This is a genomic window from Bacillus sp. AK031 (assembly GCF_053903065.1).
This window is the reverse complement of the sequence record NZ_CP096424.1, coordinates 1,967,019-1,989,401: the sequence shown is the minus strand read 5'-3', so window position 1 is coordinate 1,989,401 and position 22,383 is coordinate 1,967,019. Positions and strand designations below refer to the sequence as shown.

28 protein-coding genes are annotated in these 22,383 nt (G+C 40.1%); 6 read left to right on the top strand and 22 right to left on the bottom strand.

Annotated elements, in window-relative coordinates:
• Window positions 1-102: 102 nt before the first annotated feature.
• From M1E09_RS10180 to M1E09_RS10165, 4 genes are read right to left on the bottom strand one after another with little or no spacing between them, the layout of a single operon-like run.
• Window positions 103-1,233, bottom strand: a complete 1,131-nt coding sequence (locus M1E09_RS10180; RefSeq protein ID WP_456274715.1) for a hypothetical protein — start codon at window positions 1,231-1,233, stop codon at window positions 103-105.
• Entirely contained in the window at window positions 1,230-2,114 is an 885-nt protein-coding gene (locus tag M1E09_RS10175; protein WP_456274714.1) for an ABC transporter ATP-binding protein, read from the bottom strand. The genes M1E09_RS10180 and M1E09_RS10175 overlap by 4 nt, the downstream gene beginning before the upstream one ends.
• A complete protein-coding gene (locus tag M1E09_RS10170; RefSeq protein ID WP_456274713.1) occupies window positions 2,098-2,904 on the bottom strand; it encodes a hypothetical protein in 807 nt (268 codons plus the stop codon). The genes M1E09_RS10175 and M1E09_RS10170 overlap by 17 nt, the downstream gene beginning before the upstream one ends.
• Window positions 2,882-3,448: an RNA polymerase sigma factor gene (locus M1E09_RS10165; protein WP_456274712.1), complete on the bottom strand. Its 567-nt coding sequence runs from the start codon at window positions 3,446-3,448 to the stop codon at window positions 2,882-2,884. Before M1E09_RS10165 ends, M1E09_RS10170 begins: the two co-directional genes overlap by 23 nt.
• A gap of 356 nt (window positions 3,449-3,804) precedes the next feature.
• Here M1E09_RS10165 and M1E09_RS10160 point away from each other — a divergent pair, with 356 nt between their 5' ends.
• Window positions 3,805-4,296, top strand: coding sequence for a hypothetical protein (locus M1E09_RS10160; RefSeq protein WP_456274711.1), 492 nt, complete (start codon window positions 3,805-3,807; stop codon window positions 4,294-4,296).
• A gap of 95 nt (window positions 4,297-4,391) precedes the next feature.
• On the opposite strand, the gene M1E09_RS10155 is transcribed toward M1E09_RS10160, so the two are convergent.
• The 5 genes from M1E09_RS10155 to M1E09_RS10135 all read right to left on the bottom strand — a co-directional run bounded on the left by M1E09_RS10155 (window position 4,392) and on the right by M1E09_RS10135 (window position 8,495).
• Window positions 4,392-5,171, bottom strand: coding sequence for a nitroreductase family protein (locus tag M1E09_RS10155; RefSeq protein WP_456274710.1), 780 nt, complete (start codon window positions 5,169-5,171; stop codon window positions 4,392-4,394).
• Window positions 5,172-5,579: 408 nt separating this feature from the next.
• On the bottom strand, window positions 5,580-6,698 hold the full coding sequence (locus tag M1E09_RS10150; RefSeq protein WP_456274709.1) for a DUF1648 domain-containing protein: 1,119 nt from the start codon (window positions 6,696-6,698) through the stop codon (window positions 5,580-5,582).
• Window positions 6,699-6,702: 4 nt separating this feature from the next.
• Entirely contained in the window at window positions 6,703-7,083 is a 381-nt protein-coding gene (locus M1E09_RS10145; protein ID WP_456274708.1) for a GntR family transcriptional regulator, read from the bottom strand.
• Between the two features lie 369 nt (window positions 7,084-7,452).
• On the bottom strand, window positions 7,453-7,863 hold the full coding sequence (locus M1E09_RS10140; RefSeq protein WP_456274707.1) for a DUF2306 domain-containing protein: 411 nt from the start codon (window positions 7,861-7,863) through the stop codon (window positions 7,453-7,455).
• Between the two features lie 86 nt (window positions 7,864-7,949).
• Window positions 7,950-8,495, bottom strand: a complete 546-nt coding sequence (locus M1E09_RS10135) for a DUF7010 family protein (RefSeq protein ID WP_456274706.1) — start codon at window positions 8,493-8,495, stop codon at window positions 7,950-7,952.
• Between the two features lie 211 nt (window positions 8,496-8,706).
• Here M1E09_RS10135 and M1E09_RS10130 point away from each other — a divergent pair, with 211 nt between their 5' ends.
• Both M1E09_RS10130 and M1E09_RS10125 read left to right on the top strand, forming a co-directional pair.
• Window positions 8,707-9,081 (top strand): hypothetical protein, encoded by a 375-nt coding sequence (locus tag M1E09_RS10130; protein WP_456274705.1) that lies wholly within the window; start codon window positions 8,707-8,709, stop codon window positions 9,079-9,081.
• A 386-nt stretch (window positions 9,082-9,467) separates the two neighbouring features.
• Window positions 9,468-10,028, top strand: a complete 561-nt coding sequence (locus M1E09_RS10125; protein ID WP_456274704.1) for a chloramphenicol phosphotransferase CPT family protein — start codon at window positions 9,468-9,470, stop codon at window positions 10,026-10,028.
• Between the two features lie 156 nt (window positions 10,029-10,184).
• On the opposite strand, the gene M1E09_RS10120 is transcribed toward M1E09_RS10125, so the two are convergent.
• Window positions 10,185-11,285, bottom strand: coding sequence for a metallophosphoesterase (locus M1E09_RS10120; RefSeq protein WP_456274703.1), 1,101 nt, complete (start codon window positions 11,283-11,285; stop codon window positions 10,185-10,187).
• Window positions 11,286-11,649: 364 nt separating this feature from the next.
• Window positions 11,650-12,117, bottom strand: coding sequence for a redoxin domain-containing protein (locus tag M1E09_RS10115; protein ID WP_456274702.1), 468 nt, complete (start codon window positions 12,115-12,117; stop codon window positions 11,650-11,652).
• A 378-nt stretch (window positions 12,118-12,495) separates the two neighbouring features.
• On the opposite strand from M1E09_RS10115, the gene M1E09_RS10110 reads away from it, so the two are divergent.
• The gene (locus M1E09_RS10110; RefSeq protein ID WP_456274960.1) at window positions 12,496-13,650 is read left to right on the top strand and encodes an NADH:flavin oxidoreductase/NADH oxidase family protein; all 1,155 of its coding nucleotides are present in this window, start codon (window positions 12,496-12,498) and stop codon (window positions 13,648-13,650) included.
• Between the two features lie 345 nt (window positions 13,651-13,995).
• On the opposite strand, the gene M1E09_RS10105 is transcribed toward M1E09_RS10110, so the two are convergent.
• From M1E09_RS10105 to M1E09_RS10080, 6 genes are all read right to left on the bottom strand, one after another.
• The gene (locus tag M1E09_RS10105) at window positions 13,996-14,475 is read right to left on the bottom strand and encodes an NUDIX domain-containing protein (protein ID WP_456274701.1); all 480 of its coding nucleotides are present in this window, start codon (window positions 14,473-14,475) and stop codon (window positions 13,996-13,998) included.
• Window positions 14,476-14,716: 241 nt separating this feature from the next.
• Entirely contained in the window at window positions 14,717-15,031 is a 315-nt protein-coding gene (locus tag M1E09_RS10100; RefSeq protein WP_456274700.1) for a hypothetical protein, read from the bottom strand.
• Between the two features lie 273 nt (window positions 15,032-15,304).
• Window positions 15,305-15,499 carry a hypothetical protein gene (locus M1E09_RS10095; RefSeq protein WP_456274699.1) on the bottom strand — a complete coding sequence of 65 codons (195 nt, stop codon included), beginning with the start codon at window positions 15,497-15,499 and terminating at the stop codon, window positions 15,305-15,307.
• Window positions 15,492-15,980, bottom strand: coding sequence for an N-acetyltransferase family protein (locus tag M1E09_RS10090; protein WP_456274698.1), 489 nt, complete (start codon window positions 15,978-15,980; stop codon window positions 15,492-15,494). The genes M1E09_RS10095 and M1E09_RS10090 overlap by 8 nt, the downstream gene beginning before the upstream one ends.
• Window positions 15,981-16,383: 403 nt before the next feature.
• On the bottom strand, window positions 16,384-16,881 hold the full coding sequence (locus M1E09_RS10085; protein WP_456274697.1) for a DUF4825 domain-containing protein: 498 nt from the start codon (window positions 16,879-16,881) through the stop codon (window positions 16,384-16,386).
• A gap of 105 nt (window positions 16,882-16,986) precedes the next feature.
• Window positions 16,987-17,520 (bottom strand): HAD-IIIA family hydrolase, encoded by a 534-nt coding sequence (locus M1E09_RS10080; protein WP_456274696.1) that lies wholly within the window; start codon window positions 17,518-17,520, stop codon window positions 16,987-16,989.
• Window positions 17,521-18,025: 505 nt separating this feature from the next.
• Here M1E09_RS10080 and M1E09_RS10075 point away from each other — a divergent pair.
• Window positions 18,026-18,799, top strand: coding sequence for a TerC family protein (locus tag M1E09_RS10075; protein WP_456274695.1), 774 nt, complete (start codon window positions 18,026-18,028; stop codon window positions 18,797-18,799).
• 104 nt (window positions 18,800-18,903) lie between these two features.
• Here M1E09_RS10075 and M1E09_RS10070 read toward each other — a convergent pair whose 3' ends face one another.
• Genes M1E09_RS10070 through M1E09_RS10060 form a run of 3 tightly spaced genes read right to left on the bottom strand, consistent with a single transcriptional unit; the run spans window position 18,904 to window position 20,410 of the window.
• A complete protein-coding gene (locus tag M1E09_RS10070; protein WP_456274694.1) occupies window positions 18,904-19,560 on the bottom strand; it encodes a hypothetical protein in 657 nt (218 codons plus the stop codon).
• A gap of 33 nt (window positions 19,561-19,593) precedes the next feature.
• Window positions 19,594-20,085 (bottom strand): hypothetical protein, encoded by a 492-nt coding sequence (locus M1E09_RS10065; RefSeq protein ID WP_456274693.1) that lies wholly within the window; start codon window positions 20,083-20,085, stop codon window positions 19,594-19,596.
• 31 nt (window positions 20,086-20,116) lie between these two features.
• Window positions 20,117-20,410: a hypothetical protein gene (locus tag M1E09_RS10060; protein ID WP_456274692.1), complete on the bottom strand. Its 294-nt coding sequence runs from the start codon at window positions 20,408-20,410 to the stop codon at window positions 20,117-20,119.
• A gap of 326 nt (window positions 20,411-20,736) precedes the next feature.
• On the opposite strand from M1E09_RS10060, the gene M1E09_RS10055 reads away from it, so the two are divergent.
• Complete coding sequence (locus tag M1E09_RS10055; protein ID WP_456274691.1) at window positions 20,737-21,174, top strand: hypothetical protein; 438 nt, start codon at window positions 20,737-20,739, stop codon at window positions 21,172-21,174.
• 171 nt (window positions 21,175-21,345) lie between these two features.
• Here M1E09_RS10055 and M1E09_RS10050 read toward each other — a convergent pair whose 3' ends face one another.
• Together M1E09_RS10050 and M1E09_RS10045 are read right to left on the bottom strand one after the other, a co-directional pair.
• Window positions 21,346-21,438, bottom strand: coding sequence for a hypothetical protein (locus M1E09_RS10050; RefSeq protein WP_456274959.1), 93 nt, complete (start codon window positions 21,436-21,438; stop codon window positions 21,346-21,348).
• A gap of 227 nt (window positions 21,439-21,665) precedes the next feature.
• Complete coding sequence (locus tag M1E09_RS10045) at window positions 21,666-22,004, bottom strand: hypothetical protein (RefSeq protein WP_456274690.1); 339 nt, start codon at window positions 22,002-22,004, stop codon at window positions 21,666-21,668.
• Window positions 22,005-22,383: the final 379 nt, after the last annotated feature.

Below are 22,383 nucleotides of genomic sequence, written 5' to 3'. Positions count from 1 at the left end.
AAAGAGCTGAAAATCTACGATTAGATCTTCAGCTCTTGTATTAAATATGGTTCTGTTTTATTAACGTTGAAGAAGACTTGTATTTGGGGCACTGCGATATCCTTACACGCTCACCTCTTTATTTCTCAATACCTTGAATGTACCAACTGCCAAAATGATCGAAAGCACACCCATCCACAAAACTGCCGCAACTGGGAATAACACCGGATAGCCGAAGACGTTGATGGTTTTGAACTGGGCAAACAGGAACTCAGCCCTCATGATATAGAGATACGAGAACATTATTGTATCCATGACCCATGCTTTCATTGGGATCATTTCCACAGCCAGGAACGGCATGGAGAAGATTGCCCCTGATATGAAAAATGAGAGCAGTGAATTCTTGCTGATCGATGAAATGAAAAGGATCAGGATGGCAAAACCAAATGCCGCTGCCAGATGGATTCCCAGTTGAATCAAATGGAATTCGAGCATATTCAGCCCATATGGAGAAAAATAATACTTGAAAACAAATTGCAACGGTGTTTTCCAGCCTAAATTACCAAGAATATAAAGCTTGCTGATGACATTTACAGCCTCCCATGCAGCCACGACGCTTAGCGCATAAATCAACGCCGCACCCAGCTTCGCCCATGTTAAAACGGTTCTTCCCTTTTTTGAACTCAGTATATAATTGTCGACACCTGAACTGTACTCACTTGTAAAAATTGAAGAAAGTCCAATCAACAGCATCGCCCCGGTAATAATAAACGCAAATGTCGCGGTATAATCAATGATTTCTGCCGGCCCTCTGTGAAAAGAAAAATAGGAAAGGTCCACATTTTCTAACATCTGCTTTTCGAGCCCTGCATTATACTTATTTGAACCCTCCAGTTCTAGCAGTCTTTTATTGAATGTCTCTTGCACCCTTTGGATAAACACAATATCTTCAAAGATGCCTGACTTAATTGCTTCACTCTCTGAAAGAAAAGCCCCCTCTGTCCCATTTGCTATCATTTCCTGAATCCGTTCTTCAGTTTCCGCCATTAATTGCTCATTGGAAGCTTCCGCCTCCTGGATTTTCTCAGAAGTTAATGTCCCTTCCCATTTCTGATAAAATTGCTTGGTCTGATCATCTGTTTTTTCAAAGTTTAATATGTACATAGATGAGAAAAGGATGAGAACCAAAAAGGTAATATAAATCATTTTTTGGCTGAAAATCTTATACAGCTCGAACTTGAGCAGCCTCATCATATCCCCTCCTCTTCATCGAAGTAGTATAAATACAGTTCCTCTAAATTGGGTTCCACATTGACTGCGTTGGGATGAGGTTTTTCTTCACTAATCATCCTTAGTTGAAATCCATCCTGGATTCGCGAGATATTCCCGACTCTATATCCGGCTTGAAACCTTTCCAGTTCCTCTTCCTTTGCTGTCAGTGACCATACTTTCTGTGCGATTCCTGCTAAAAGATGGTTCGGTGATTCTTTTCGAATGAGCTTCCCTTCTTTTAATATCAGAACTTCTTTGGCAATGAATTCGATGTCCGATACGATGTGAGTGGATAGCAGGACGATGCGGTTTTCTGAGATTTTCGATAACAGATTGCGGAACCGGATTCGCTCTTTCGGGTCAAGACCCGCTGTAGGTTCATCGACAATCAGGATTTTCGGATCATTCAATAACGCCTGGGCAATGCCGATTCTCCTTTTCATCCCGCCTGAGAATTTTCCCACTTTCTTCTTCCGCTCCTGAGAAAGGCCGACTAAGGCCAGCGTTTCATCCACCTTATCCTTCGCTTCCTGTTTCGAGAGGCCTTTCAACGCAGAAATATAATGTAACAGCTTTTCCGCTGAGAAATTTTTATACAGGCCCACATGCTGCGGAAGATAGCCGATCAAGTCGCGGTATTCGTGGTCCATGCTGTCAATGTCCCTGCCATTCAGGAGAATCGTTCCCTCGGTGGGCTTCATCACGGAGGCAATGATTCGCATCAGTGTCGTCTTTCCGGATCCATTGGCACCAAGGATTCCATAGACACCAGTGGTGAATTCCAATGTAAGATCATCGAGCGCCTTTTTCTCTGCTTGTCTTTCTTTAAAGATTTTCGAAACTCCATCAATGGTTAAGTTCATAATTGACGCCCCCTTTATAAAGCCTGCCTGCTTGAAGGATGATGAGAATAATAGCTGTCGTAATGACCAGCAAATAGACTCCGGCTGGAACTGATTCGATCTTTCCAATAACTTCTTCACTGCTTAGAAACACACCGGACACGAGCCATACCAGAAGTGTGGCTGTGACAGCATGCATATGCCGAACCCGATTGGCGATCAGCAAGGAAATTGCCGTTATGACGGTAAAAGGAGTCATCCAATAGAGCAGCAGTTTCCCCGCCCATACATCTTCAGAAAAAATAGATAGGGCAGCCATTGCCATCAGATTGATTCCGGAATTGAATCCGCCGATGATGATCATCTTGGACAGGATGATCTCCTGTAGATTGAATTTGAAGGAAAGTTCCAGCTCTGCCATGCCGGTCAGCCTGCTTTTGAGAATTTCGAATAACCCGGTGATGGTTGGCAATGGTGCAAAAAGCATCAGAGTCACATACGGATCTTGATCAGCCAAAAACACAGCATAGGTGCAAATAAACAGGAACAGAGTGTTCAATATCCAAAACAAAGGACTGAAATAAAAGATTTCCTGATAAGCATTCTTGAGTAATGGCATAATGTTTTCCGCAAAGCTCTTCCAGCGGTTTTCTTTTACGGGAACAAAAGGTCTGACGGCTTCGATCGTCCTCATCATTTCTGCCTCACTTGGGTACTCGACATCATAATCGTCCAGCTTGAACCCAAGCTCCCTTTCAAGCTCTTCTAACTCCAGGTCAAACTGGCTGTCATTTTTTCTGCTGTTGTCCATATTCCTCACCTCTTCCTAAAAGTTTGGCCAGTTTCCCAAGTCCCTGTTTCAGCCTCGACTTCACAGTGGATTCGTTGGCATTTGTCACGGTGGCGATTTCATGAATCTTCATCTCATGATAGTACTTCAGGATGATGGCATCCCGTTGATACTCTGGAAGCTCGCCAATCGCTGCCTTCACCCTCTCCCTTGTTTCTTTTTGAGCAAATATGTAGGAAACATTCGTTTTCTCATTTGACAGGTATTCCTTGAGCTCGGACTGCTTTTGAATTCGTCTATGTTCGGCACTTTTCCAGTAGTCCCGGCAATGATTGACCGCAATAGTAAACACCCAGCTTTTGAAGCTGCCGCTGTTTGAATAGGATCCGATTTTTTTCATCACTTTGATAAAAATCTCCTGAGTCAGGTCATACGCCAAATCTCTATTTCCTGTTTTCCGAAAAACAAAAGCAAACACATCTTTGTAGTATTTACGCGTCAGGACTTCCATCGCCGCCTGGCTGCCGCTTAGGATTTCCTGAATAAGCTGCCGATCTTCCGACACGTTGCATCACCTCAATATTTTAGACGAGAAAAAATTCATAAAGATTTAATGTAATGTAAAAAAAAATGGTTTAAGTAGGTACCTTGTCCTTTTCACAGACAAAAGGGATAGCTCACCTGCCCCTTTGTCCGAATCACTCAGGCATTTACCAACTAAACCTTATTCGATTGTCTTGATCATTCGGTTGGTTCCCATCTGAATTTTTTTATTATTAAAGTCACTTCTTCAATAGATGGCATTATTGAACTTTATGGGTATTCACACAGTCATTTAGGTTTTCACCCACATATAGTACACAGAATACTCACTTACTACATTGGGTTTCCCAGCCATCCTTAAATAATGGAGGTCTTAATATGATAAATTTTAATTCTTTTCAAGGGACCGTTACCATGATAAGCGACTTTATAATAGGACAAAATAGCGAAGGAAAAGGTTGTTATAAATTAATGACCGTGGAAAATGATTCTGGGGCAGTAGTAAATTTCGTGGTATCACCTGCAACTTACTTTGTAGATCATCTGGTGGTTGCAGTAGGAGATAGAGTAACTGGATATTATGATGCGAATGCACCTGTTCCTTTCATTTACCCTCCTCAATATCGGACAATTGTAATGGTAAAACATATACCTAATCAAAATGTGAAAATAGATTATTTTGATAGTCAATTGAAGAGTTATGACGGCCAATTACAGTTAAATATTTCTCCTTATACCCAAATAATATTGACAAATGGGCAGCCTTTTTCAAGTACTCCTGCAAACCGAAATTTAATTGCTATCTACGGACCTGTTACAAAGAGTATCCCTGCTCAAACTACACCCTATAGAATTATCGTTTTATGTTAAAAACTGTTGAAGACCTATGGTTAGATCTTCAACTGGGAAGCTCAGAATAAGGACCTGAATCCCTCGTTAACACAACGGGATCAGGCCTTTATACATCACTCATTTTTCATGAAATTCTGATTTTCCAGGTAATCCAGAACAGTCTGTGAAAACTCATGATGTGATTCTTTCGTATACTTGACAATAGTGTAAATTTGAGCAAGATTCTTCAGCCCCAACCGCTCTGTCATCTCCTTCAGCTTCGGATTTGCCATGTAACGATCCCAGCCCTTTTCATTTCTCTCCTTGTAAATATCCATAATGTCTTCATCAGAATAATCCTGATACTGCTCATAGTGGACAAGTCCAGCCTTTGGCAGCCGGTCACGCGGGGCTGGGTTCTCAGCAGGATATCCTAAAGAATAGCCCACAACGGGAACGACATTGGGAGGCAGATTCAAGATCTCGCCGATTTGATCACAATTGGCAAGTGTAGAACCCATATAACAGATGCCAAGACCTGCATTTTCTGCTGCCAAAGCACAGTTCTGTGATGCAAGGGTCGCGTCTATCGCCCCGATCATGAAGCTCATGAAATTATCAAAATGGACAGGTGCATCATTAAGCGAAAGCCATTTCCTCATTCTGTTGAAATCCGCACAAAACGTTACTAGTACAGGTGCATCGATAACCATCGATTGTTCCATATGAGCCGAATATAATTTCTTCCTTAGTTCTTTGTCTCTTGTTACAACAATCGAATAGGACTGCATGTTCCCGCTTGACGAAGCTCGTATCCCTGCGTCCAATATATGATCCAGCAGTTCCTGGCTCACTTCCCTATCTTCATATTCCCTAATCGACCTGTGGCCATGAATCACATCATTTAATTCCATACCTCTCTCCCCTTTATGTAAAAGTTTCTTTTTAAGTATTGTACATTAAATCCTATACTCCCGAAAAAGTTTTTTCATTTTTTAAACAACTTATACACGACTGGATAACCGAATAGATGCTGGAGATCATCAGGCAGACTCGTTCAGTCATCGTTGAAACTTTTTATTGGCATACCCGAAAAGAAAGTAGTTGTTATATATATAAGGTGGTGTTCTCCTGTGTTCATGAGCATTTTCCATTAATCCAACCGTGCCGCTAAAGCAGCTCTGTTAGGGGCTGCTAAAAAATTGTACCTGGCAGATATTCCATTGTTTTTTGCTATTCTAAAAGAAACACAAAAGGCATGACACTAAGTGTGCCATGCCTTTAGGACGGAAGGAATGGTACCACCATGTCCCTTTGTCCTATTATAAGAAAAATGGAAGAATCAAAATCAAAATAACTGGCACAACCACAATCAAATAAGCAATTGGATTGGCAAAGTTGATGGTATACCCAATCCCGAACCGCTTTTCAACAAACACGGACGAGTCCTCTCGGTTAAAGTAAAACAGGCCGCCTTTCCAATGCTGATCTTCATCCATTCCTTCTACCTTTTGCCCTTTAGCAGGAGATCCATCCGTGATCACCTTTCCTTCTAAGTCTGAATCCACACTGCCGACCTTCATGGTCAACCAGATGACCCCAATCAGTACGATGATCAGGAAGCCTATCGGTAAAAGAGCCAGCACCAGTTCATCGAGAAGATTTTCATAGAGTAAATTGAGTTGTAAAAAAGAGAATAGCAGTGTCATCAATAGGTTGATAACGAATAAGAACCAGCTTGTATATTTACGAAGACGAAGCTGACGCAGCTTGGATGAAGCCACATTTCCCGCGTTGATTTTGATGCCTGACCTTTTGGTAAACAGATTGATAAAGAAGAACATCAGCTGCATGATCACTAAAATGAGTGGTAAGCTGAGCACGACTATCCAGCTCTTTTCGCTGAAAGCATCCGGCTGGCCGTCTGCTCCCCAGTGTGTCGGTATACTGTTCGGCAGCTGGTCGTATATGTTTGCCGATAATATGATGAGTCCCACTGAAATGATCACAGGGAAAAGGTGGACGACGGACGCAAGCATCTCATCCTTTGAACGAAGTGCCAATTCAGTATAATGGACTTGTTTTACTTCACCATACCAATTTTCAGCCTTTTTTAGCTGTGTCATTTTGTAATGGAAGAAAAAATAAAGGGTGAATCCAATCAACAGGACACCAATCGGCATGAACATACCTGCCAGGGCCAATTGTCTTTCCTCCATGACGTCTCCTTGGTTCCAGAAGTAAAATCCGCTCAGGATCAGGACTGATAAAATGGCTGTCAGTATGGCATATGTCTTTTTATACTGCCTTACCTTTGGATGGTTCGTTTTCTCATAAGGAATGGTGACGCCAAAGACAACGGTCCGTTTCACATAGAATGGAACAAAAATTTGAATGATACTGACGAAAAGAATGGTGATAAACAATATGGTGAATTCCATATGGCTACTCCTCCTTTATTTTCATAATAATGTTTGAGACTAACTGATGAAGCTCCTCTTCATTCATGCCATAAACCAGACCTTCTGCGATAACTGGCCTCAGCTCTTCAGTTAAGTCTTCCCACTGCTTAGTTGAAGCCGAATTTTCTTTATCTGCAATAATGACGGCCCCTTTCTTGGGCACGATTTCAATGATCCCCTTCGACTCAAGTTCATGATAGCTTTTATTGACCGTGTGCATGTTAATACCTAAATCACCTGCTAAGCCACGTACAGATGGCAACGTATCGCCTTTTGATAAATCGCCCCTGACAATGGCTTCGATAATTTGTGTGCGAAGCTGCAAGTATATCGGAAACGTTGATTCAGGATCAAGGATGATCACCTAAACACCTCCCACTTTGTTGTTCTACACTTACTATAACAATTTTTGTTCTATATTTACTATAACAAATCTGTTCTACTATGTATATAACAAAACTGATTTTAGTTGCTTATTTATGCACTGCAAATTTTGAGACAGTATAGGACTTGGTCTCTCCTTTGTCCCTGTCTTTTTCCCACACAAAGAAAGACACACCAATCATTGATTGATGTGTCCGGGGATTGAGTTCACTTTATTTTGAACCCGTGTTCCTCTCTTGAGAGTGTGAAGACTTAACAACTCTATATAAAGTCTGAATCGATTCTTCTAAGGTTGTGTAATTATCGACAATTTCATTAGCTTTTGCATTTTGTTCTTCTACACTTATATTTAAGTTCTTACTGATATTCCCTTTGGTTTTCTTGGCTTATATTTATTTCCGGTTTTGAAGATAAAAGGTATTCCAATGATCGTCGGCAAGAACCAAAAGATTAGTACCGGGATTTCGTTCAGGACAGGAACTTTCGGAACATTGACGACAATCGTAGCAGTGACAATGCCGATATACGAACCGAGCATCCCTCCGATGTGGGCAACTATCCAGTTCTTCCACCTGATTTTTCCCGCCAGGTATCCAAGGAGCGCCAGTGCATATGAGAAAACCCCAATATAGAATAGATAGGCGCCTTCTTCCCAGTGAAGGAACGACATCGTGATTGCCGTGATAAAGACGAATACATAGGAGGCATGATAAACCTCACCTGAGATCGTATGCCGCCCTTTCCTCTTCTTTGAGCTCATTGCTGACACACCGCTGATGAGACAGATGAAACCCGTTACAATATGGGTAATCAATAACAGAGTAAAAATGAAACTTCACCTCCAGCCTAACGATTCTCCGCCTTTAATTCTCTAAGAATCAGGAGAACACCGAGTCCGTATACAGCCGAGATCGCAATGGGTACAATGGTGAACGCATGGTCCACGAACCACCCGCCTAATATCAGGGATAGCAGGCAGACCCCTAATGTTACCACTAAATAGGCTCTGCTTTTATAGATCCACATGTAAGGAAGGAAATGAGATCCGCCAAGCAATCCAATTGTGAAAGGCAGGTATTCCGGCATATTCATATAGACGATGATGAAGACCGGAATGAAGAAAGCTTGCGGTGCTGCCACGATTCCACCTAAGGTTGCCAGCGGGTTTTCAGAAGATAAGATATTAATGCCAAGAAGCTTGCAAAGCAATAAACCAAACGGGAAGATTGCACCCAGCCCGAAGATCCAGACTAAATGGACGGTCTCCATAGGCAAAAAGAATGGGAGAAACGTGAATGCCAGGAACACAATCGCTCCTGATAAAAGAATCGGATATCCTTTCCTGGCTTCTGAACTGATGTCAGAATGTAAGTTTACAAGTGTCTGAGACATGAACACGCCTCTCTTTCTATAATTTTCCATCATAAAATTAATATACAATCATTCTATGAAATATGCCATCATTAGTTTTTATTTACTTCTATGCATCCTCTGCACCCGGACAGTGAACCTGCCCAGGTGCCTATTCTTGTCCATTTTTTTACTGCTAAATCACTTACATATCTCCTATATTATTTAGTATACTTGAGTGGGAGGTGACAATATGGAAGAAAAAATAATGAATCTTCTATCCAAAATGAATCAGGATATGAAAGGTTTTAGGGAAGAGTTTATTGGTTTTCAGAATGAGATGATGAGTTTTAAAACGGAGGTGAATGATCGGTTCGATGGTATAGAGCAACGGTTCAACAGTATGGATATACGTTTCGATGGCATGGATCAACGGTTCAACAATATGGATCAACGTTTCGATGGCATGGACAACCGCTTTGATAAAGTGGAGGCTAAGTTGGATGGAATAGGTTATCAGTTTGAAGAAACCAATGCGTTAAGATTAGACGACGTTGACTTCGTTACGGCAAAAGTGAATAAGCTGGAGAAGGATGTCTTCATTATAAAAAGTAAAAACAAAATCTAACTCTTCCTTTCTTACCCTCTACCTTCCCGTTCGGAATTCTCTTTTGACAAGTATACCAACCAAGTACAGGCAGCTAGTTCCCCCTGAATGAAAACACTAGTATAGCAATCCCCTTGATATTTGCCTTATTGCCTTCTTACCACTGCAGCTCATTTTATGAACATAGCAAATGTTCCTAATAGAAAAAAGGCAGAGACACACAGGGACAAGCATACCTTAGCCCACTCTCAGCCAAAAAGAGCCAGACCACCTGTCCACTTTTTCCATTTTGCGAGATTATCATTAGCAGATGACAACCACTGGCATTCCCTCTCTTTCCATAAATATACACGTATGATATTCTGAAGAAAATAAAGTAAATTAGTGTAACATTAAGGAGAAGTACCATGAAGAATAACTTAATAATTGTTTTAAACGGTGTTTCAAGTTCAGGTAAGTCTGCTTTAGCGAAGGAGTTAACAAAGTTGCTGCCTGACTTTTTTGCTTTCAGTATAGACAATTATGATTATGTCATTGAGCAAATGGAGGAAAGAGAGTCGCAGAGGCTGATACCTATTGAAACAGAGTATTTTTATTATAAGAATGCTGCCATGTTTTCAGATCGAGGGGTTAATTTAATCTTAGATCAAGTACTGCATGATTCGTTAACAGCAGAAAATTTTTATGAAATATTGAAAGGGTATCCTGTTCTTCTCGTTGGTGTGCATTGTCCTGCACAGGAACTGAAACGCAGAGAGCAACAAAGAGGAGATCGCCAAATTGACCAGGCCCTTTCACAACTTAATTTTGTTCATCAAAGTGAAATCTACGATGTTGAAGTTAATACGTTCAGACAAAGTTTAGCAGACTGTGCGCAAAGTATTGTCAATCGATTGAATAGTGATACACCACTAACAGGGTTTCATCAATCACTAACGATATTCAAAGAGCCCCAAAAGGCCCTCTAACTAGAAAATCGTTTACCATATTTACGACTACTTTTGCAGCCTGATTTTTTACATGAAGCCCATTCTTGCTCCACTTCTCTCCTATCTAGTTCAAGTATAAAATCAAAATAATAAAAAGCCATCCCAGTGGATGGCTTTTTAAGAAATATTCATCCCCTATTTGAACTGAATGTGAATACTAGCGATTTCAGAACGGGTACCGATGCGGATTGGCGGCCCCCAAAAACCAAAACCAGATGTGACGATCGAGTGCATCTGTTCCTTTTGCAAATGGCCCCAATCATTTTCATAAATGGCATCCGTGAGCAGGCTGCCAGGGAAGATCTGCCCTCGGTGGGTATGGCCGGACACCATCAAGTCGATGCCTGCCTGCTGTGCAATGTCTAGATCATATGGTTGATGGTCTATTAAAAACAATGGCTTTGCAGAATCTATCTCTTTCATAAGCAAGTCTAAAGGCAGTCTGTCATTATCGATGCGGTCCTTGCGCCCGATCAACGTGAATTGCCCTCCAACATCCTCAGCCTCATCATACAGTACAGTGATTCCACTTCGCTCCAAGGCTTCGATTAGTTCTTTCATTGTGCCGTCATGCCTGTCGTGATTGCCTAGTGATGCATAGACTCCCATCGGTGCATGGAGCCCCGCTAATACTCTATCAATCTTCTGGTCGATAAACGGCTGGACATCATCATCGAAGAGATCGCCTGGCAGCAGGATCAGATCAGGTTTGAGTGCGTTGGTTTCCTCCACCAAACGCTCTGCATGTCCTTTTCCTGACAGCAGTCCAAAGTGCATATCCGCCGCCATCACGATATGAAGGTTGTCGAGAGTAGAAGAATCTTTATTGATCTGTATGTCATAGTTGCGAACAACAGGGCTGAATGCGTTATAGGATCCATATACCATAAAGAATATCAGAAGCACCAGCGTGATGAAGCGTGTCCACTTCTGTGTTCCATGCCGAGGCAGCCGCGTCAGGCGTAAGAGAATAACCGTCAGATGGGCAAGTGGAACCAGCAGTAAGAGCAAATAAAAGCAGGCCATCCAGTAAGCGCCGATGATACTGATGAATGTGAGGCCAGTCATGCGTCCAACTATAAACGAACTCGCTGCCAGCACGACGACAAGGCTATAGAGAAACTTGAAACGCCAGCTTGACGTTTCAGGGCGCAGCCAGCGAAACCCGCGCCACCCGATATAGTAGACGAGGCCGCCATAAAGCAGCATTGAGATGATGATAACAACAATGAACATATGTATTTCCTTGCTCCTTTTCCTGCATATTCTGTTATTTAGTAGTCTCCGAAAGAAGTATGCATAGCGGTCCCAAACAAACTCGAACATTTTCCCAAGCTCGCCAGCATGATGAAAGAACACTACTCTTCGTTATCGTACCAGATTACTCAAGAAAGCACTATTTTGAAGATACTATGTATGTCTTCCCTATCTCACCCATATTGAGGAAAAATGAAGCAACCCATCTTTCCAGGATAGATCAGTTTCTTAACCCTTGGAGAACAGTAAAAAACAGCTGAAGACCTAAAGGTAGATCTTCAGCTGCTTTTGCCGAATTAACTTATCTTCAAAACTGTAAATAGAGATGTACAGATCCTGACGCCTATTGGACCGATAACTTGCCGCATTCACTTAGCAAGCCTTTGTATACCTGTTTATCTCTCGGATTAAAATCAACTTCCTTATAAACGATTTCACCTTTCTTATCGATTAGAAAACAGGAACGGATCGCCACTTCATCCTTTTCATGAAATACATGGTACTTCTTCACCGTTTCTTTATGCCAGTCTGACAACAATGGAAATGGCAGTGTTCCAAGGCTTGCTTCAAAAACATTGTGCGAAAATATATGGTCAACGCCTATTGCCAGAATTTCTGTATCTGTTTTCTTAATCTCCTCGTAATCCTCTTTCCAAGAGGAAAGTTCCGTAATTCAGCCAGGAGTGAAATTAAGCGGATAAAATGCGAGAAGGACATTTTTCTTTCCTTCATAGTCCGATAAAGAAATTTTCTCTTTCCTGGTAGATGAAAGTTTAAAATCAGGTGCTTTATCACCGACTCGAAGTTCCACGTCATTTCCCCTCCAATCTTGTATAGTAACTATTCTTTCTTAAGAAATCACCTTCTCCCCTTCACTTTTCCCTACAGCAGGGATTTAAAACTTTCGATTGTGCTGCCTTTGTCTCACCCTACCCCTTTATGAAGGAGGAAGTTCATATGATAAATGCTTTGACGATGAATCGGCCAATATAAATATGAACTTTTCCTTCCGTCCTTCAGGAGCATGAATAGTTGATTAACGACTTCTATTAGCCTGATAATAAGGTAATACAAAAAAGACTTTTAGAATGTAGGTGAGCGGCAAGTGAAAAATAACCATCATCCCCTATCAGAACCTTTATTGCTTCCTAATGGTGCAAGTATTAAAAACCGTTTTTTCAAATCGGCTATGAGTGAAGCCCTCGGAACCAAAGATAACGACTCTTCCCCTGCTCTAGTTACCCTTTACAATACGTGGGCAGACGGAGGTACCGGCCTTGTTGTGACAGGCAATGTCATGGTTGACAGAAATGCTCTAGGAGAATCGGGCAACGTCGTGATTGAGGATGAAAGGGACCTTGAAATGCTCAGTCAATGGGCAAAGGCTGGGACCAGAAATGGAACTCATCTTTGGATGCAGCTAAATCACCCGGGAAAGCAGTCACCCAGAACGCTATCCAAAAAACCAGTAGCCCCTAGTGCTTTACCGTTATCTGGGAACCTTAAAAAATTCTTTAATGAACCGCGGGCCCTTACTGTAAAGGAAATCCAAGAATTGATTAACCGTTTTGGAAACGCAGCCAAGATCGCCCAAAAAGCCTGCTTTACCGGGGTCCAAATACATGGAGCTCACGGTTACCTCATCAGTCAATTTTTATCACCTTATCATAATCGGCGCAGTGATAAATGGGGCGGCAGTTTGGAGAATCGAATGAGATTTTTAATAGAAATCTACCACGAAATTCGCAAACAGACCAGTAAAGAATTTCCAATCGGAGTCAAATTGAATTCTGCTGATTTCCAGCGAGGGGGTTTTACGGAAGATGAATCATTGGAGGTCATTCGTAAACTAGCTGAAGCCGGGATCGATCTCATCGAAATTTCAGGCGGGAATTACGAGAATCCCTTGATGCAGGGGGTCAATGCCAAGGAAAGCACCAGGAAACGGGAAGCCTATTTCCTGGAATTCGCTGCAAAGGTAAGAGAAATTGTGTCTACTCCTTTGGTTGTTACGGGGGGCTTTCGCTCTGAAAAAGCCATGAAGGACGCAGTTGCTCAGGGTGAAATTGATATGGTCGGTATTGCCAAGCCTCTTGCACTTGTCCCTGACCTGCCAAATCAAATCTTTCAGGGAACCTATCAGACTGTGAAATTAAAGCCAATGAAAACAGGATTGAAATGGCTCGATAAATCTGCCTCGATGTTAGAAATCGTTTGGTATGAGCAGCAGCTGGCACGTATGGGAAATTCAAAACCTCCCAAGCCTGAGCATAGTGTCTGGCTGGCGTTATTGCATAGCATCAAGACCAATGGGGCCTCTGTATTTAAGAAACGGCGTGGGTAATATGGACGCAGCGTCCATTGTCCCACCTAGCCTGATCAAGCCAACTATTAGGCGATAATGACAAACTAATTGACACCTCACTTGACAGCCGATAGACAAAAAAGACTCTTCAATTGACGAGTCTTTTTCCTTGTCTGAAGATTAGGGACCTTGCAGACCGATATTCAATTAAAGCAACCCTTTAGTTGAAGAAGGACGTTCAATTTATGGTATCGTCCTTAACTCCTGGTGACAGTATCGGTGAACTGTGCAGCAAATGACTTGGAATTTTTAGTTATTGTTCTTCAATATAAGCTACCTATAGCTTAATAGCTTATTATTTTTTTGAAAAATATCATATTTTTCTCACAAAACTCTACTAAATGATTTATGTTGCATATCAGTATAAAAACGGGGTTTATAATTAGTAAGATAATTATCAACTAGTTCTGGTACGGATCTTGATAGAACATTGTTTACTGCCAATTCTTCTTTTGTATGATTTAACCAATAAAATTGTAAATGATCCTCTTTAGAGAGAGGTAACGGATAAATTTTATCCATTTCATCTTCATTAATTTGAACCTCAAATACATGTGAGATACTGTGAAACACCACACTATTTTCCTCATAACTATCTTCCATTACTCCAATAAATCCCTTTATTATTATCTCTTGGATTCCCAGTTCTTCATATAACTCACGTTTTAGTGTATGTTCACAAGTCTCACCAAGTTCAACGCCACCTCCAGGTAAAAAAGAGTGCGCTCCCTTAAGTTGTGCTATTAAAATTTTACCTTTATACGGAATCACCGCTCTAGCAATATGCCGGAAGATCGTTTCCATTAGAACTTCCCCCTATTTTCTATTCATTCCAATATTATCTTAGATTATGGTACTTATTTGACCATAATAACAAAAGATACTGTCAATAAAATTTCAAGTTTTCCGTTAAACGATCCTACCGTTAAGTAAAATCATTCACCAAATACTCTAAAACAGAAGTTCTTTAGAGCGTTGTATGGGTCAACTGCGTCTAAAAAATGATGACGTATTTATTCAACAAAACTGCCCGTTTGTTGAAGAATTAAAAAGGAATTTCTCCTAAAAAAAATGGAACAAAAACCCCAACAGTTGATGCAATTACAATTACCCAAAATGTTTTTGAGGTTAACCTTTCCTTTAATAATCGACTTTCTTTTGATACAAAGGAGAGTATGATTGTATATAATCCAAAAAGCATAAAAGATAAACCAAACCATACAACCCAAACATTGCCTGAAAATCTTATTCCAGCACCTTCATAAACATTTTTTAGAACATTATCAGTTAGTAAAAATCCAAGAACTAAAAATAGAATAATTTCAATTACCGTAACTAAATACATTTTCCAAATAGCCATCTCTCCATCCTCCCTCAAAAAATAACCAAATTCAACTATATTTACAATAACACTGTTCTTGCACAAACCTGCACCGATAGCCGAAGATGCCAATTCTTGCTGAAGGAACTAAAGAGGAGGAGCCTGATATTCAGCAAACGCCCCAAAGTACATAACCCATAGTCTTCATTTGTTACAGGAATGCTGCCCGTAGTTGAGCTTGCTGACGTACCTGAAGGCAGGCGGCTGTTTGTTCGGCAAACGCCACCGTTAGTATACAAAGGAAATAAATATTTACAAATCACTATTCGTTTTTTTCAAGTCTTTCTTGATTAGCTCTAGAATCACTACCCCGATTACCGCACCTATACTCAATGCAATAAAAGTTGTCCAATCTATCCCCTTCTCTGTCCATAAACTGATAGCAATTTGTATAATAAAAAGACTACCAATGAATTGAATTAAATATTTCAATGTACTTTTACTCATTATCTCCCCCAACACAAATTTCCATTTTTCTTGCTTGTGTTTTCATTCCCATAGCTTCATAGAACTTTATAGCCGTCTCATTAAATTCCCAGACACCCAGTTCTAAACTTGCTGCACCCACTTCTTTGGTAAAGTCAATTTCTTTATCAAATAACAACCGACCTAATCCTTTTTCTCTGAAGTTATGATTAACTCCAAGGTCCTCCATAAAAACATACGACTGCTTAACAACAGTGTCACGATTGGGGGTATCGTTCTTTCTTAAAAAAGTAAAAGCAATGATTTCATTTGCCGCATCAATTATATAAACTCTTGCTTCTTCGCTATTAACTAATCCATCAAAATATTCTTTATCCAATGTATTATTTGCAGGATTATATTTATCAGGCCTACCCTTAACATGTAGGTGATGAACCTCTTTATGTATCGGCTTGACTTTATCATAATCATCTAATGTTGCTGTTCTGATTTTATATTCCAATTTTCTTCCCCCCTAAATAGTTAAACTTAATCCCAATTATTTCAAATGCAAGCTACTTACTCAAGACAAACTATTACAAAAATGAGCTTACCCTATTCTAGATAAGTTCCCTTTGGTACTATTGTTTTAAATGACAAATCATTTATCCTTACCTCGTATTTCCTCTAGGATTTCAGCATTTATTTTATTTAGCTTTTTTAATGAACCATCAATTGACAGAAAGACAAGGAATAGTATTATTATTCCGAAAATCACAAAGAAACCCATTTGCTCTCCTCCCCCTACAATAAGCATACCGGTCCGTAACCGCTTTTTTTATTACAGCTTTGCTCCCCATGTTTACAATCTATAGCTCTCTGACTTCAAAAGGAAAAGCACTGTTCAGTCTTCAGCATAGGCTGGTCTAGTTAAAAAACTCATTAACACCATTTTCATCTTCTAATTTACTTTGAATGAACCTGCTTAGTTCTGCTTTCTTATTAAATTCTCTGATATCTTTCCCATAGAAATTTTGTAATTCTACTCTATTAATTCTAACCTCCTGCTCAATAAAATTGAATGTAACCCAATCAGCATTTTTAACCAAAGAAAGTATGAATGTGGCATTATATAAAGACAGTTCTTTGTAATTTGTCTCTACTGCATCACTATTTTCCACTGATATATAATCCAGAATAATACCATAAGGTTCTTCCGAAGTTTGCAACTCCAACCCACTAATTTGTTCGCCACTAGGATTCGGCAGCCTCCTGGTAATATTTCCAATAGCACCTGCATCTCCTACAAAAGAATTTTTATATTGAAATAAATCTTCCTTTTCAAGCACCTCATTTGAGTAACAACCATTCAAGGAAAGTAATATCAATAATGAAAAGAAAAAAAAGGTAACTATTTTTCTCACTTTTATCCCCCATATACTGTTGATCATATTCCGTTAGCTGAAGATACTCTTAAATATCCAGGACGGACCGCTAGTCTGACCAGCAATCGCCAATAAGTCAATAGTTTATTCTTTACTTTTACTTATGACCCACTTAACAGCGTCTAAAAGGTTTTCAGCAACATAATCTGGTTCAATTCCTTCCCATTTATCCCTGTATTTATTTAGCGAACTACGCCCCCATCCAGTAAGCACTAAAATCTTCATTGCTCCAACAGAATGAGCCGCTAACATATCAGTTGAACCAACGTCACCAATAAATACAGTTTTTGTTAAATCTAATTTATATTTCTTTGATGCTTCCAAAAGCATTCCTGGTTTTGGCTTATGACAATTGCAGTCATGATCTGAACGATGAGGACAAATAAAGGCATCATCAAATTCCAATAGCTGAAATTCCTTGTAAAAATCTTCGAGAGCAGCTTCGCCTCTACTAATTCTATGTTGATTAGTACAGGCAAAAATTTTTATTTTATTATCCTTTAGAATTTGTAATGCAGCTCTACTGAATGAATGAGGGGAGAAATTTTGCGGGTGAATAAAGTGTCCAGTCCCTCCAATAGTTCCATCACGGTCAACAAAAACTGCTTCAATAGGCATGGTTTTGTGCTCCCCTTTTTTCTAAACTTTTTTAACAAACCAATAATTAAAGAACGCCAATAGCCGAATCAGTTGGCTGATCTTCAATTATGCCCACCACATTCAATAAAAACTTTTCAATTCACCTTCTTTTATCTATCTCCAAATACGGCAACTACCGAATAATGACACTAAGAAAAGTAAAATCAAATAATCTATTGATCTCCTGTAAACCTTCACTATCAAAATGCCTATAAATTTTATTAACTCTACTGATATTACAGAACATTCACTTAATTACCGAATCTCATTTTACCACAGGGGTATGAGATTTCACTTCAAAATCGAAATAAAGAATGATTTTGATATAAGGAGGAAACATAAGATAATCGGGAACACAAAAAGTTTATACCAAAAAGAGGAAGGTAAACATACTTATAGAATTGGTTGGAATTCTTGCTTAGCTGACTGTCGAGAACGAAAAAAGAACATTACATTTCAACTTTGTGAGAAAGGAGAATCATTATTGGATTCGATTTGGCTGGAATATGGTTGGACTTTATTGATTTTAATTGGGCTTGAAGGATTATTATCCGCAGATAATGCACTCGTACTTGCCGTCATAGCCAAGCACTTGCCGGAAGATGAGAAAAACAAGGCCATTAAATATGGTATCTTTATGGCCTTTGCATTCAGGTTTGTTGCCCTCTTTGCGATTTCTTTCATTGCAAATGTGTGGCAAATACAGGCCATCGGTGCAGCCTATCTGCTGTACTTAGGATTGAAGCACGTGATCAAGGCCAAGTTCGGTAAAGAAAATGAAAATATTCATAAGGATACGGAGGAAGAAGCGAAAGGAAAAGGCTTCTGGCCTACAGTGGGAAAAATCGCTCTGGCTGACCTTGCGTTTGCCATCGATTCCATCCTTGCCGCAGTTGCCCTGGCACTAGGGCTTCCTGATTCCCCTCTTGGAGATTTTGGAGGAATGGATGGCGGACAGTTCATCGTTGTGGTGCTCGGAGGGATTGCCGGGCTGATCCTCATTAAATATGCAGCAACTTGGTTTGTGCAGCTGCTTGAAAAACGCCCTGCGTTGGAAACGACCGCTTATGCCATCGTCGCCTGGGTCGGTGTCAAACTGGCAGTCATCACCCTGGCCCATGAGGATATCGGCGTATTGGATTACCATTTCCCGCACAGTACCGTGTGGACACTGATTTTCTACGGAGTCCTTGTCGGGATTGCCTTACTCGGTTGGTTTGCTCCAGGTAATAATACTTCCGGTGAGAGCGAAAGCTGATTTTGAACAGACTAAAAGAAATGACCTCTACAATGATAAAGAGGTCATTTTTTTATGCATCTCTTTATCCAGGATTTTTCACTTAAATAGAGTTGGGCACTGGACTACAAGACCCGCTCCGTCTCCCCATCCATCAGTTTAAAGTGGATATAATTCGATGTGCCTCCTCCAATATGATTTGGGATATCCAATACATCGATCCGTTCTTTAAACTGAATAGTTTTTCTGTGGTTTGCCTCGATTGTAATCGTGTAGGGGCCATTTTCATTCATGAGCGACACCATGCGGGTTTTATCCTCTGAATAATATTCCTCTATAAACTCTAATTGAAATGTTACGGGTTCATTGCTGCGATTTTTTAACACAACGATACATTCTGCATTTAATAGACCGTCGTTCTCCGCCTGCTGAAATTCACACGTGCCATCTCCGTCGTACCAAATCGCTTCGATTCCATCGGCTGCTGTTTCCTGATACACGGCTATGAGCAGCAATGGCGAGAAGGCATATGCCACACATACGATGAAGGTTATCCGGAAACGATATTTTTCCAAGCCTTTAACGAGCAGAATGAGGGCGACAATAAACAGGATGCTGCCGAAGATGCCAAGCAAATTATACCCCTCATTGGTGGTAATCGGAAATGACATAAAAGTTGAACGTGCATGTAAAAGCTCGTAGTCGGGAAATGGAAAAAATAAATGCATACATATGATCAGAAGCAAAGTGGAAAGAATGAGTGCAGTTTTATTTTTTATCATAGGATCCCCTTCTCCATTTTTCCTCTGCCATTATCAAGACTGTTTCTTGATTGTTTCTTCAACATATCGGAGTAAGGCAGGATATTGAGATTCTCCCTTCAAGAATTGCAACACGACCAATAAAGGTGAAATGACAACATCCTTCTTTTTTGAATAAAGAACTGTCTGGATCTTGGCATCCCGATATTCAACGTCAGGATTGGAAGAATAGCGGTAGACCGAATCGGACTCATACCATTGGAAGTCTTGGTCCATACCCCTTTTGACCACTTCCCCGATATAGGAACCAAGGCGCGAGACGAAGTTATCAAAATAGGTATCGAGTAAATCCGATTCGTACTCGCCTTTGATTAACCTCGTTGTATATTGATCAAGATAGCGGACACTTTCAATGCTGAAATCCAGGTTGTTTTTAGTCAGGTTTTCTTGATCCCAGGCATCCTTCGATACATCCTGATACATTAACTTGGCAATCCCTTTTAAATCATCTTTTATTAACTTATCTTTTTTTGCGAAACCAAACATTATTGGTTATCTCCTTTAGATTACAATTGAATTATTCGATGAAACTCACAATGATGCCCAGCATGGACAGTGCAAACACCAACAGGATTGATAATAGAATTGCAGGTGCAATATTTTTCAAAAAACCTTTTTCATTTTTTCTATGGGCCAAAAAGGTAAATACCAAACTCAATACTCCCGTGATGACAGAAGTGAAAAATAAAATCTGCAAAACGACCACGATCATTCCTTCCGGCTGGTCTGGTGCGAGTTCATAGGAAAGAAATAATGTTAATGCACAAATAATGCTTAATAGTGCTGATGGCTTACTGTATTTTTCAGACATTGTTTCAGAACCCTCCTATTCACTCAAAATGAGAACTTGTGAAGCTTTTACATGTTAGACGATTTTGCAGGATATCTGGTTTCGAAAAGGCGAGTCCAATGGTGGATGCACCATTTGGCTTGCAGCTGTAAAGCTGATGGCAAATCCCACACTTTACTAAGCTGGAATACTAATTAATTGGTTTCATTTCATTTTTAATAATTTCGTAGTGGGTACTGACAAGGGAGAATTCGGTTTCTGATTAAATCATCCTGATTTCTACAATTGACATATTCTCCTAATTTGGAATAATAAGTGTTATAAAAGATTGGAAGGGAGATGGAAATATGTCCAAAAAATCCACGTGGGGGATCACTTTTTTCATCAGCCTCGGAATCATGCTGGCCCTTTACGGCATGATGGACTTTCAATACTTTAAGTATGAAATGAATAACAAGGATCAACTCGTTATCCATGATGGTCCCGGCAATCTGATGACCGTCACGAACCCTGATGTCGTCATAGACCATGAAAGCCTGGAAGTACTCGGACATCACATGTCTGCCTACAACAACTGGATACTGTTTGGCATACTGATTGCCTCAGCTTTCATTGCAACTTACCGTATGCTGTTAAGTGACAAATGGTCTCAGGATCAAAGAAAAAGAAAGAAATATCTATATTGGACACTTGCACTGAACGGGGTTGCCATTGCTGCATCGATCATTTTTTTATTCCTCTACTATGAGTTATTGAACGAAGCTTATCACAATGTATTATTTTGAGAATTCTCCTTACTATTTGAAGGTGGGAACTTCCCTTTGAGAAGTTTGAATTATTTCCTTTCCAAAACGTCCGGAATGTGAATGGGGGCGGACTTACATCCGTAGGATTCTTAACTACAACAACCGAAAAGCTTCTTCATTATTTAACGTGTTGCAATAGGAACATGTGCATTAAAAAATATAAACGGAAACAAAAAGGAGAAATGCAGAAGTAAAGAAAACAAATAGTGAAGAATATTTCCGTTTTGCATTTAGTTCATCCATTCCCAGAGTAAACATGAAAATTCCCAAGAAAAACATCATATAAGGCAATAAATCATTGTTACCTGAAATTAAACTGTATAAAGATAAACTAAAGGATATCAGCCCAGAACAAACCTTTATCATAATAAACACCCTTTCAAAAACTAGAGGCTAAAAGAAAGATATACAAAAGACCAATGTTAATAGTAACAAGGTGTCGACAAACCTGGCCATTCACATTAAATAAGTTAGACGGCCCATACAAGAACAATCAGCACTAGTATGGCGACTAATAATATACTTCTGAACCTGCTCCGTCTCCAAGAGTCCAATGCTGAAAAGAATCCGCCGACGACTAAAAATATTATCCCAATCCCTTTCACCATGCTGCTATTGATCAGAGTCCCAGCATGAACAAAGAAGGTGCCAGCAATCATCAACCCTAAAGTGAATATGAAGCGGAGTGACATAAAATCATTCAACGCCGATTTTTTGTCCTCCTCACTCATTTTCAAGAATTCTCTTATAACCATAAAGGCAGGGATTCCCCACATAAAAATAAAAGGAAAAACTAGATTAGTTTTCATTCTATCTGTACTCCCATCAGATGAAATAGTAAATGACTGTCAAACTGAAACTTAACAGCATAAACAAGACGATTCCAAACGAGAAGGATAACAGACGAAACTTGAATAACTTGACTCCTCCTCCATCCTACCCTGTGAACCCTAAATTCATCTCATTATGTATTTGATTGGTATAAAGCAAAAACAGCCAGAACGCTCCAAATATAGCTAAACCTCCTGGAATTAACCCTCCGTGATATACCACTGGGAAAATTTCCGCCACCCCCAAAGCAAACCCCCTTTCATTAACACGGTGATAATAACGAAGAATGCTTTTTTGTTTTATCTACCCCTATGTATCTATTAAATACGTTTGGGGGGATCAATAGGTTTCAACTTT

Bases quoted from the DNA above. Each gene is read 5' to 3' on its own strand.
- M1E09_RS10180 (WP_456274715.1), bottom strand. From the start codon at position 1,233: ATGATGAGGCTGCTCAAGTTCGAGCTGTATAAGATTTTCAGCCAAAAA.
- M1E09_RS10175 (WP_456274714.1), bottom strand. From the start codon at position 2,114: ATGAACTTAACCATTGATGGAGTTTCGAAAATCTTTAAAGAAAGACAA.
- M1E09_RS10170 (WP_456274713.1), bottom strand. From the start codon at position 2,904: ATGGACAACAGCAGAAAAAATGACAGCCAGTTTGACCTGGAGTTAGAA.
- M1E09_RS10160 (WP_456274711.1), top strand. From the start codon at position 3,805: ATGATAAATTTTAATTCTTTTCAAGGGACCGTTACCATGATAAGCGAC.
- M1E09_RS10155 (WP_456274710.1), bottom strand. From the start codon at position 5,171: ATGGAATTAAATGATGTGATTCATGGCCACAGGTCGATTAGGGAATAT.
- M1E09_RS10150 (WP_456274709.1), bottom strand. From the start codon at position 6,698: ATGGAATTCACCATATTGTTTATCACCATTCTTTTCGTCAGTATCATT.
- M1E09_RS10140 (WP_456274707.1), bottom strand. From the start codon at position 7,863: ATGAGCTCAAAGAAGAGGAAAGGGCGGCATACGATCTCAGGTGAGGTT.
- M1E09_RS10135 (WP_456274706.1), bottom strand. From the start codon at position 8,495: ATGTCTCAGACACTTGTAAACTTACATTCTGACATCAGTTCAGAAGCC.
- M1E09_RS10130 (WP_456274705.1), top strand. From the start codon at position 8,707: ATGGAAGAAAAAATAATGAATCTTCTATCCAAAATGAATCAGGATATG.
- M1E09_RS10125 (WP_456274704.1), top strand. From the start codon at position 9,468: ATGAAGAATAACTTAATAATTGTTTTAAACGGTGTTTCAAGTTCAGGT.
- M1E09_RS10120 (WP_456274703.1), bottom strand. From the start codon at position 11,285: ATGTTCATTGTTGTTATCATCATCTCAATGCTGCTTTATGGCGGCCTC.
- M1E09_RS10110 (WP_456274960.1), top strand. From the start codon at position 12,496: ATGAGTGAAGCCCTCGGAACCAAAGATAACGACTCTTCCCCTGCTCTA.
- M1E09_RS10105 (WP_456274701.1), bottom strand. From the start codon at position 14,475: ATGGAAACGATCTTCCGGCATATTGCTAGAGCGGTGATTCCGTATAAA.
- M1E09_RS10100 (WP_456274700.1), bottom strand. From the start codon at position 15,031: ATGGCTATTTGGAAAATGTATTTAGTTACGGTAATTGAAATTATTCTA.
- M1E09_RS10095 (WP_456274699.1), bottom strand. From the start codon at position 15,499: ATGAGTAAAAGTACATTGAAATATTTAATTCAATTCATTGGTAGTCTT.
- M1E09_RS10080 (WP_456274696.1), bottom strand. From the start codon at position 17,520: ATGCCTATTGAAGCAGTTTTTGTTGACCGTGATGGAACTATTGGAGGG.
- M1E09_RS10070 (WP_456274694.1), bottom strand. From the start codon at position 19,560: ATGATAAAAAATAAAACTGCACTCATTCTTTCCACTTTGCTTCTGATC.
- M1E09_RS10065 (WP_456274693.1), bottom strand. From the start codon at position 20,085: ATGTTTGGTTTCGCAAAAAAAGATAAGTTAATAAAAGATGATTTAAAA.
- M1E09_RS10060 (WP_456274692.1), bottom strand. From the start codon at position 20,410: ATGTCTGAAAAATACAGTAAGCCATCAGCACTATTAAGCATTATTTGT.
- M1E09_RS10055 (WP_456274691.1), top strand. From the start codon at position 20,737: ATGTCCAAAAAATCCACGTGGGGGATCACTTTTTTCATCAGCCTCGGA.
- M1E09_RS10050 (WP_456274959.1), bottom strand. From the start codon at position 21,438: ATGGATGAACTAAATGCAAAACGGAAATATTCTTCACTATTTGTTTTC.
- M1E09_RS10045 (WP_456274690.1), bottom strand. From the start codon at position 22,004: ATGAAAACTAATCTAGTTTTTCCTTTTATTTTTATGTGGGGAATCCCT.